Origin of the sequence: Corynebacterium sp. HMSC073D01 (assembly GCF_001815555.1) — a bacterium.
Classification (GTDB): domain Bacteria; phylum Actinomycetota; class Actinomycetes; order Mycobacteriales; family Mycobacteriaceae; genus Corynebacterium; species Corynebacterium glucuronolyticum.
Genome location: NZ_KV821019.1, coordinates 1 through 9,155 on the forward strand (window position 1 = coordinate 1; position 9,155 = coordinate 9,155).

A 9,155-nucleotide genomic window follows, 5' to 3' on the forward strand; every position below is an offset into this window, starting at 1 on the left:
TTTCGGTTTTTAAACCGCAACCCGACGTAGAGACCATGTCCGCAAATACGCACCACTTTATCTGGTCATCGTGGCGTCTTTTGGGTTTTTCGGTGTTGTACTGTCCGGCAGGATGCCAGATCTACCACGTTCGGCGATACGCTTTTTGATATTGAAGTACGTCTGCTTAGAAAAACCGTTATCCTTGCAGAACTGCTTGATCGTGATCCCGGATCGAAATCAGCGATTTTCTTTCTGAGATGGGATGAAATTCCCATCCCAAAATAGTGGCCTCACCAAGTCCAAACAGTCAGTAGACACCACGTACAAAAAGTCACTGGACTCCGAGTCCAAAAACTACTGGGACATAACAAACATAACCTAGAACAGGCTTCCTACCACGCGGTAGGAAGCCTTTCTTCTGTTGCGGAAGCGTTGTCCGCACTAATGGTACCTGCAGTTCGGCGGGATCCCCCTCATAATAATGAACTATGGAGACAATGCAAGGGCTGTGCCCCACTCACGGGATGTTTTCGCCTCTGGGGAAGGTACAGTCCCCTTTTTTCGGACAGTTGCTGTAGTATTTCTCTGCCTCACGCGTCTCAGTGTGTACATAGCGAGGGGACGCGGTATGACTTCATGCCCATGAGGCGGCTTTCAGGGGTCCTGGGTGCCAAATCAATGGCCACAGTGGCATGGTTGAGACTACCACTCGGTAGCCTCATCCCCCTAGCAGCCGGAATCTCCGTTCATTAGCCTACGAGCGAGGAACCGCCTCTGTATGCGAGACTCACCGCTTGCGGTGGCCATGCGAGCACCCTATAAGGCTATTGGCGCCACCCCATGGCACGAAGATACGTAGTGGCTCCAGCATTAGTGGTGAAGCGGTTGACAAGGAGCCGAGGCCTGCGACGCAGTTCCTCAAAGACTTTGGGGCGCGATTCCATGTGGAACTTGTTGATGAACGATGCTTCGTTCTCGTTTGCACCTGGCGCAGCGATCCACGCCGCACCGTCGTTCTGCGCCTTATAGTTCTTTACGCTTTCCAAACACGCTTCAAGTGAGTAATCAAGGAAGAATGCTCCATCGCTTGCATCAAGGAGCTTACCGAGAACGTTAAGATAGGTACCGCTAATGATCCAACGACCATCCGCCATGGCCTCATCGACCCTGGCGAAAAAGGTGTCGTCTCCAACGTATGTGCCGTCGTCGTTCCAGTAGAGTGTATCCAGATGTGTCACTGGCAACCCAGAGACGCTGGAAAGTGCGGTGCTAAACGCCCGCTTACCGGATCCCGGCGAGCCGATGACGACAAGTTTATCCATTCTCGTCATAACTCCCATCTTAGATCCTATAAGGATGTAATGGTTACAGAACTTTTAACATGATTGAAATCACGTTCTTTCGCAAAATTACTCGCCCTCAAATCTACATCATTTCACGAGATAAACAAAACATATTACGATTGCTCAAAGTTGTTTTTCCCCAGGTAAATACGTAAATCTAAGAATAATTCTGCTTATAACCAGGTGCCGCTCCTTTCACACCACATTGTACCCACTCTACGCAATCCTGCAGCGCCGAGCGTAGAATTTTCGCGTTGTCCTGAAAGCCGATCCCAGCCGATTGAACCCTCATATTACATTGCTTTAATTCTTCTTTTCTCTCAAAACTCTGTTCAAAGCACTCCTCCTGACGCGCCCACATTTCCCAAAAATCAACGAACCCAGGGTCCCTGGCCAGCGCGCGTTGACGTCGAAGCCCGTCGGGAACTTCTACCCATACGGTGAGACAGCCCAGCCCCTCCGCCTGGGACAGTTTGCCCTCTTTAGATTCTGCGTATCTTTCACGGGCGGCACGGACGTTGCCTGTCGTAATCGAACCGACCCCCTCGATAACGAGGTCTGCCTTCGGATCAACACTCACCCACTCCCCCGGTCGCTCCTTCCCCCAATCCCACCGAAAATAACCCGGGTCATCCGTTTGGAGGATACAGTTTTCGACCATTCTAGCACCCTCTATAAGGCCACCCCACCCAGGGTAGAACTCGTCGAGGTGGATGACGTGAAAGCCAGTCGCCTCCCCAACGAGCCCGGCAAAAGTTGTCTTACCCGCTCCTGACCTTCCATCGATAAGAATAGTGCGCGCCATCTAGCCAAAAACTCCAAAGAGACGGAAAGAGCCTGTAGCGACAGAAACAATAATAGGGACGGCTGCGAGAACAGTGGTGATAGCGAGCGCAACCACGTCTACAGCACGCAGAGTGGACGGCTTCGCCCACGTACGACGATGAGCGTAGGAAAATCCACGTGCCTCCATAGCCACCGATAGCGTGGAGGCTCGACGAAGCGACTGTACGAGAAGCCCGAATGCAAGCGTAATCGCATTGCGGAAGCGGTGACCGAAACCTCGCTGGTCTATCAGTCCACGGGAACGGCGGGACTGGTGCATAGCATGGAGGTCTTCTCGCAGAGCTGTGAGCATCTGCAGCGCTGCCACGGTGCCCAGGACAAATCGTGCGGGGAGGTGCAGAACCTGGGCGAGCGCGCGCCCTACATCCGTCGGATCCACACCGTGAGAAACGACTACTACGGGAAGGCCAACAGCGAGGACACGAACAAAGATCCCCGCTGCCAGCTGAAGCGAATTATCCGTGATTTGTGCTGTCAGAAACGACGCGTAGGTGTGTCCGTCGGCCTGCCCGTACAGCATCATGGGAATGGCACCGAGGCCAGCAGCGATAAGAAGGGGAATACTTCGCCTGACTACCATCCTCACTGGTACCTGGAGAATAGGTATTGCGATGAGCTCGATAGCGATTGCCACCGTCGCCGATACCCAATCCACAGTGAAAAAGAGCGGCAAGGTGAAAATGAAAACCATGAAGAGGCGCGTTACGGGGTTCAGTCCCCCTACGCCCAGCCCTTTCGTGTGCTGCGTTGCAGCTGTCATAGGAGCACCTCCGTGTGATCGCCGAGGCTGTGTTCAAATACAGGATCATGCGTGATCGAGCACACTGTCACTCCATTGACTGTCAGCTCACGGATTAAACCAACCAACTCTACAAACGTCGTCTTATCTTGCCCAAAGGTTGGCTCGTCAAGAAGGACGAGGCGTGGCGCGTTGGCAAGAGCCGTCGCGACAGACAAACGCCGCTTTTCACCACCAGATAAGGTAAAGGGGTTGGCATCAAGGACGTGACCAAGGCGTAGCCGCTCCACTAGCTCGGCGACACGTTTCCTGTCTGCACCACCAACAGCAAGCTCCGCAGCAACAGTGCGGGCTACGAATTGATGCTCTGGGTTTTGGAAAACGTACCCTACGCGACGGGCTAATTCGCGCGAGCGCCATGTGTGCGGGGGACCTGATAAGCCTTGTCGAAGCGAATCTGCAATATACATGTGCCCCCCAACCGCTTTTTCCAGTCCTGCAAGTGTGAGAGCAAGGGTGGTTTTTCCTGTACCGTTCGCTCCACGGATGACCGTCGAATATCCCTCGGGAAGCGCAACAGACCGCGGTGGCCCCCATATTGTCTGCAGATCCGTTGTTTCAATAAGATTACTGGCCCCTGGAGTAACTGTTCTATGCTCCGGTAAGTCGAACGTAACTACAGCATCTGCGGGAGCAATCTGGTGGATACCATCTTTTTCCATGCGATAGACGGTGTCCATTAGTGGCAGCCACAGCGCAGGGGAATGCTCCACCACAATGAGCGTCGCCCCCACGGAGTGCGCAACCGAATCGACCGCTCGAACAATATCTTCAGCCCCCTCGGGATCGAGGTTCGCCGTAGGTTCGTCGAGAATGATGATATCCGGCTTCATTGCCAAAATTCCGGCCAGAGCGAGTCGTTGTTTTTGACCACCGGATAGCTTGGATGCCTGATGGTCAAGGGGAACCGACAGTCCCACCAAGTCCAGTGACGTTCGTACACGGTTCCAGATTTCCTCCGGATCAATTCCGAGATTTTCTGCACCGAAAGCCACGTTATCGCTGACCCGGTTACAGATCACCTGTGAATCAGGATCCTGCAACACCATCCCCACGGAACCCCGGACAGTGAGACTCCCCTCCTGTGCACCTTCGTCATCGCTCGTGTATAGACCCGCGATGAGCGATAAGAGCGTAGATTTTCCCGCCCCGGAATCGCCAGTTAGAAGAACGCGCTCCCCCCGCTCGATTGTGAGGTCAAGACCCGTGAAAGCGGGGATTCCGCGGGACGCATGCGTGTATCCCAAATTTGTGGCTTCCACCACCACATCCCCGTGCTCCTGACGATTACGTGAACCTACTGGTCTCGTCGTCATCGTGCCGTCCCCACAAGCATGTCTTTCTCCTTTTCACGTGTGGCAGGCGCAGAAAGCACGCCTGGAGCCCCAGCGATTGAGGTGCCAACCGCTGTTTTCTTTCCCAGATGCAGGTGGACTCCGCCCTGCGGGAACCACACTCGCCCATCAGCGCCCGCAAAGCTTGTCGGAGTGCGGGCCTCAGATGCAGTCGGCTCGGTTTAGGCTTCAAGCATTTTTCTGACAGGCTGGGTGCGCGTACGTGAGATAAGCCTGGCTTTTCTCGAGGCTTTTATTCTCGACTTTTTTGTTTAAGCCTTCGCTGCGCGTCCAGCTGCGAACCTGTCGAGAGCGCCGGTCTGTGCGAGGGCCTTCACCAGATAGTGGCCAATGATGCCTGCGAGAATCGCGCCAGAAATGATGAGACAGACAATGTAGATGAGGTTAAATTCTGCGCTCTTAGCGAGATTGCCACTGGTGAACAACTCGAGGCAGAACGCTCCGATGCCTGATGCAGCACCGGCAAGAGCTGCGATTTGCAATCCGAATTTCTTGTAACCGAAGATAGCGAAAACGATCTCGGCACCAAGCCCCTGCGCGATTCCCGAGTACAGCGTCGAGATTCCCCACTGGCTTCCCAGCACAGCAGAAACACAAGCGGCAACCAGCTCAACGAAGATCGCGGCACCTGGTTTCCGGATGACTAATCCGCCAAGGACACCACCCAAGAACCACGTGCCCGTCACCAGACCACCAAACCCGGGTGTCAGTGTGTCCAAGGCTGTAAAACCCGCGCCGCCGACCATATTCCACAGCCAGAAGATGAGGCCACATGCCACAGCTAAAACTGCGGCAGTAATGATGTCGATGCCACGCCAGCCACGCGTGTCTGTTTTCCTGGATGGCCCCGATGTGCGGACAGGCACTCCTGCAGTGCCCTTTTCGTCCGCTGGGTTGACAGAATTGTTCATGAAAGTTATCCCTTCCTCTCGCCGGTATTACCCGGATCAGGTTCTACGGTTCGCCGCGAGGCATCTCAGCCGACAGGATTTCCTGTCAGCTCCCGTGGTGCGCAATTAGCTTAAGATTAATCCGAACTTTCCGGCAACTGCCTACCCCCACATGTCCCAAATGAATCTATCCAGGTTTAGACGAGTCGGCTCCGGTGTCCCTGGAAATCCCGCTGTAACTGCCTAATTCTGTGCGCAAACTCCGTCGTTTATACTCCCCGCGCTCCAGAGACCGCAGGGTGTGCTGCTAGGCCTTCCTTACTCAGGCGCTCATGATCGGGATCTGTTGCATCGGCATGGCTCTCCACGACAAAGTCGCCCCCGTCGTCGGTCGATGCAGGTTCAGTTTCTCCATAGTGAAAGCGGGGATCCTCGATGACGAGGGTGGGGTGGCGTTTGGCGTGGTAGCGGTGTGCTGCCGGCGACTCCCGGAGCAACCATGTCGCCCACCGGGCGCAACAAATCGTCCAGTGGCAGAGCAACAGGATGAGGAAGAAAATTGACACGTAGTCGAGCCACTCCGCAGAAGCTGTTTTGCTCAATAAGTGAGTACCCAGGCACAACGTACCGGTGGGGAATGTCGAGCCCCACCAGCCGGGGCTGTAGCCGTCCCACTCGAACACGGCAACGTAGAACTTCTTCATAGCGAACTCGACCATCCTGATGCCGGCGATGAGCATAACGGCACCGTAAATGATGGCAAACTTACCCCCGAAGAGACCCTGCGCAGCTGCTGTCGACTGACCCACGACACCAAGGGGAATCCACGCTGTTCCGGCGATTTGGCCTGGGAGGCGCAACTTCCCACGGACGACGTCGATGTACACGCGCGCAAAAATGGGCAGCGCGGTGACCAGTGAGAGCACAAAACATGCGATACCCGCAGTGTGATAAAGCCCCCCGTGGTCGGGTGCAAGTTGGCCCCCACTTGTAGCCCCAACCATCGGGGCTACAAGTGCAAGCCCCCATTGGAAGGTGGGCGCGCCGGCGAATCCGCGCAGCTGGTTGAGGCACACAATGATCCCCAGTGGTGTTCCGATCCACCAGGAGATGATCTGGAACCAGTCATTGCCAGTGACCGCTGTCCAAGCGGATCCGCAGGCGAGGATGCCCATGGCGTACATGCCCCACGCTGGCATGAGGGTGTGGGAGAAGTGGGGGTTGCGGTGGATAAGCCAGCCGACCGTGATAGTCACGAGGATGCCCGCTGCAATCGTGGCAAAGAAGGCGGATACCCACCCGGGTAGACCGTGAGCAGAGGTGAGTGACGCGGCAATTGAGGTCCCCATGAGGGACCCGGCCCAAGCTGGGCCCGCCGGAGCAAGAACACATGGTTTATCTGACTTATGCACACAGGCACTCTATTAACTCGCAGCCCAGAACCACCACACCCCAGAAATTGTGGGGGGTACAATGAATGCGTGTACCGCAATCTACCTGCGTGGGACGATCTCTACGCCGTGGTCTTGACCGCCGAGCACGAAAGTATCTCCGCCACCGCCAGGGACAGCCACATTCACCAGCAGACCTTGAGCCAGCGCATCAATCGTGCAGAAAACACCCTGGGCATCGAGATTTTTCACCGTTCTCCTTATGGCATTGCACTCACGGCTGCAGGTCGATCGCTCCTCCCACACGTCCGCACTCTCCTCGCCCACGCCGACGAGTTTGAGGCTTCTCGACGCCTCCTTGCCCGCACCCCTGCGCACGTCACCCTGACCATCGCTGTATCGAACACCGTCGCCGAGCTCTACAGCCCCGCCTGGATCGCGACTTTTACTGCTACACGCCCGCACGTGTCGATCACACAGTTACAGGACAACTCGGCAGGGGTGCGCAAGCTTGTCGCTGAGCAGCACGCCGATGTCGGCGTCGTTGAGGGAGGCACACCTCTCCACAACGAGATTGAGAAGGAACTCGGCTCAGACGAGCTGGTTCTTACCGTCACCCCGGATCACCCATGGGCAAAGCGTGACAACGAGCACCCCGTCACAGCTGCAGAGCTACGTACAACTCCCCTGGTTGTCAGGGAGAAAGGATCCGGTTCCCGCGATGTCATTGAGAACGTCCTCGGAACACTTTCACCACCTGCCGGCGAGTTCGGCTCCCTTGCTTCACAGCGATCCGGCATCATGGCGCTGAAAGCCCCTGGCATCATCGCGAAGGGCGCTATCGCAGATCATATTCAGCTTGGTCGCCTCATCGCCGTTCCCGCTGAGGTTACCTTCACCCGGCCACTTACCGCAGTCTGGCTCCGGCACGCGACGAGAAGTAAAGAAGCTAAGGAGTTCATTGACTCGATCGTTCTTCCAGCATAAATACTCCGGGTCGCTTATTGCTTTGGCCTCTCATCTTCTGAGTAGTTCTCCAACATCTGCAAACCTATAACGATCAGCGCACAGGCCTCGGCATCCGAGTCAGCGCGGTGGTGATCAAGACGGAACCATGGCGCGATTGCCTTGGTAACGGTGGGTAGCTTGTAGTTTTCCAGGCCAGGAATCAGCCTCTTTGCAGTGCGATAAGAACAGTAAAACTCTTCCGGCAGCGTCCTCGTTCCGTAGTAAGAATCCATGCTCACCCATACTCCCCTGTCGAAAGACGCATTGTGTGCATACACAGGCAGGCGGTCAACAAAAGCTCGTATGTAAGGTTCGACAAACTTCCAGCTTGGAGCATCCGCGACATCGCGAGCCGAGATGCCATGGAGATACGTGAATTCAAATTCATCGTGCCCCGGTGGAGGTTTAAGCAGCGTAGAGAATCTATCTACGATCTGGCCGTACTCGACCTTGACCATAGCGATTTGACACGCAGACCTCGAGGACCGGTTAGCTGTCTCAAAGTCAACGGCAACGAATTTCGGCTTCGCAAGTGCCTCCGGAGATGCTGCATATCTCCGTGGTGCGTGCCGACTGACCGTCGCTATAGAGTCCAATCCAGCCGCTGACCTGCCGGTGAGTGAACCTGAGTCAACCTGAGATTTCTTGGTTTCTTTTTCCAGTTCAACGAGCCGCTTCCACTCTGCTGTGTAGGGCGCAGGATCGGTTCCGCTCCTCTTAGCCGCCATCTCTTGCGCCTTGGCTTGTCTTTTCAGAAGATTGACGTGGAGATCCTGTCTAGAGGCAGGTAGCTGGAGGCCCAACCAGTAATCCAGAGTTTCCAGCTCTCCCACATAGTCCCGCTGCTTGTGCTGGATGATGAGTACCTGACTTACGTAAAATTCCATCACATTAGCTGGATTTTCTCTCGCCGCACGCACCATTTCTTCCATGCACCCTTTGGCAAAATAGAGGGCAGTATCCAAATCCCCGTCTCGCTTTAATTGGGCGATGGGGTTCACCCAATCACAGATGTAGCGCCCCTCAAAGGTTGGCATCCTTATCGCCTGCTTCGGTTCCAACCACGGCAATGGCGCGGAGCTCTCTACGCTTCTCGCGACCGAGAATTGCGGATAATGAGATGTGGGCGCCGCAAGTGGTTGATTGGGGAGCCCGCCTTCTTCGAGGCCTCCAAGAACGTTATCAATACCGGGCGCTGTGTCGTTCCGGTGATTCCTGGAGTCTGTGTTGTCGCCACTGAGAAGGTTCGAAATGAAATCAACAAAGCCCATATCCATAACTTTATGACTAAACACAACGTAATTCCTCGGTCTGAATGAACATTCGTGGGTTAAGCGCCAAAACGTGTGTCTAATTAGAGTTGTTTTTACTCTGTGGGCTGGTGAAACATTGATGTTACGCTCTCGGCGTGAGGGCGTCCGGGGCTGATCCTTCGGGTTCCACCACTTCCCGGTCCAAATGTGCTAATGGCAGTATTCGATCCTTATTGGATGAGTACACCGAGACCTTACTGCCCTGTTTGCCACGGGCCAATGAAACGC

Annotated in this window: 8 protein-coding genes and 1 riboswitch; of the genes, 1 reads left to right on the forward strand and 7 read right to left on the reverse strand. The window is 55.2% G+C overall.

All coding sequences use genetic code 11. The annotated features are described in order from the left end of the window. Window positions 1–806: 806 nt before the first annotated feature. The 6 genes from HMPREF3044_RS01510 to HMPREF3044_RS01535 all read right to left on the reverse strand — a co-directional run bounded on the left by HMPREF3044_RS01510 (window position 807) and on the right by HMPREF3044_RS01535 (window position 6,627). Complete coding sequence (locus tag HMPREF3044_RS01510; protein WP_232621855.1) at window positions 807–1,313, reverse strand: P-loop NTPase family protein; 507 nt, start codon at window positions 1,311–1,313, stop codon at window positions 807–809. Between the two features lie 169 nt (window positions 1,314–1,482). After that, a complete protein-coding gene (locus HMPREF3044_RS01515) occupies window positions 1,483–2,130 on the reverse strand; it encodes a nucleoside/nucleotide kinase family protein (protein WP_005396150.1) in 648 nt (215 codons plus the stop codon). Beyond that, window positions 2,131–2,931, reverse strand: coding sequence for an energy-coupling factor transporter transmembrane component T family protein (locus HMPREF3044_RS01520; RefSeq protein WP_005392317.1), 801 nt, complete (start codon window positions 2,929–2,931; stop codon window positions 2,131–2,133). After that, the gene (locus HMPREF3044_RS01525) at window positions 2,928–4,238 is read right to left on the reverse strand and encodes an ABC transporter ATP-binding protein (protein WP_005392315.1); all 1,311 of its coding nucleotides are present in this window, start codon (window positions 4,236–4,238) and stop codon (window positions 2,928–2,930) included. The genes HMPREF3044_RS01520 and HMPREF3044_RS01525 overlap by 4 nt, the downstream gene beginning before the upstream one ends. 338 nt (window positions 4,239–4,576) lie before the next feature. After that, window positions 4,577–5,236, reverse strand: a complete 660-nt coding sequence (locus tag HMPREF3044_RS01530) for an ECF transporter S component (RefSeq protein ID WP_005392311.1) — start codon at window positions 5,234–5,236, stop codon at window positions 4,577–4,579. After that, window positions 5,232–5,342: riboswitch (TPP riboswitch) on the reverse strand. It overlaps the preceding gene by 5 nt. A gap of 142 nt (window positions 5,343–5,484) precedes the next feature. Then, the gene (locus tag HMPREF3044_RS01535; protein WP_256381074.1) at window positions 5,485–6,627 is read right to left on the reverse strand and encodes a TDT family transporter; all 1,143 of its coding nucleotides are present in this window, start codon (window positions 6,625–6,627) and stop codon (window positions 5,485–5,487) included. A 69-nt stretch (window positions 6,628–6,696) separates the two neighbouring features. Here HMPREF3044_RS01535 and HMPREF3044_RS01540 point away from each other — a divergent pair, with 69 nt between their 5' ends. After that, complete coding sequence (locus HMPREF3044_RS01540; RefSeq protein WP_005392307.1) at window positions 6,697–7,593, forward strand: LysR family transcriptional regulator; 897 nt, start codon at window positions 6,697–6,699, stop codon at window positions 7,591–7,593. A 14-nt stretch (window positions 7,594–7,607) separates the two neighbouring features. On the opposite strand, the gene HMPREF3044_RS12490 is transcribed toward HMPREF3044_RS01540, so the two are convergent. Then, on the reverse strand, window positions 7,608–8,885 hold the full coding sequence (locus HMPREF3044_RS12490; RefSeq protein ID WP_236589102.1) for a 3'-5' exonuclease: 1,278 nt from the start codon (window positions 8,883–8,885) through the stop codon (window positions 7,608–7,610). Window positions 8,886–9,155 lie beyond the last annotated feature (270 nt).

Excerpts from the sequence above, each read along its gene's own strand:
- HMPREF3044_RS01520 (WP_005392317.1), bottom strand. The coding sequence starts at position 2,931 with ATGACAGCTGCAACGCAGCACACGAAAGGGCTGGGCGTAGGGGGACTG.
- HMPREF3044_RS01515 (WP_005396150.1), bottom strand. The coding sequence starts at position 2,130 with ATGGCGCGCACTATTCTTATCGATGGAAGGTCAGGAGCGGGTAAGACA.
- HMPREF3044_RS01510 (WP_232621855.1), bottom strand. The coding sequence starts at position 1,313 with ATGACGAGAATGGATAAACTTGTCGTCATCGGCTCGCCGGGATCCGGT.
- HMPREF3044_RS01530 (WP_005392311.1), bottom strand. The coding sequence starts at position 5,236 with ATGAACAATTCTGTCAACCCAGCGGACGAAAAGGGCACTGCAGGAGTG.
- HMPREF3044_RS12490 (WP_236589102.1), bottom strand. The coding sequence starts at position 8,885 with ATGGGCTTTGTTGATTTCATTTCGAACCTTCTCAGTGGCGACAACACA.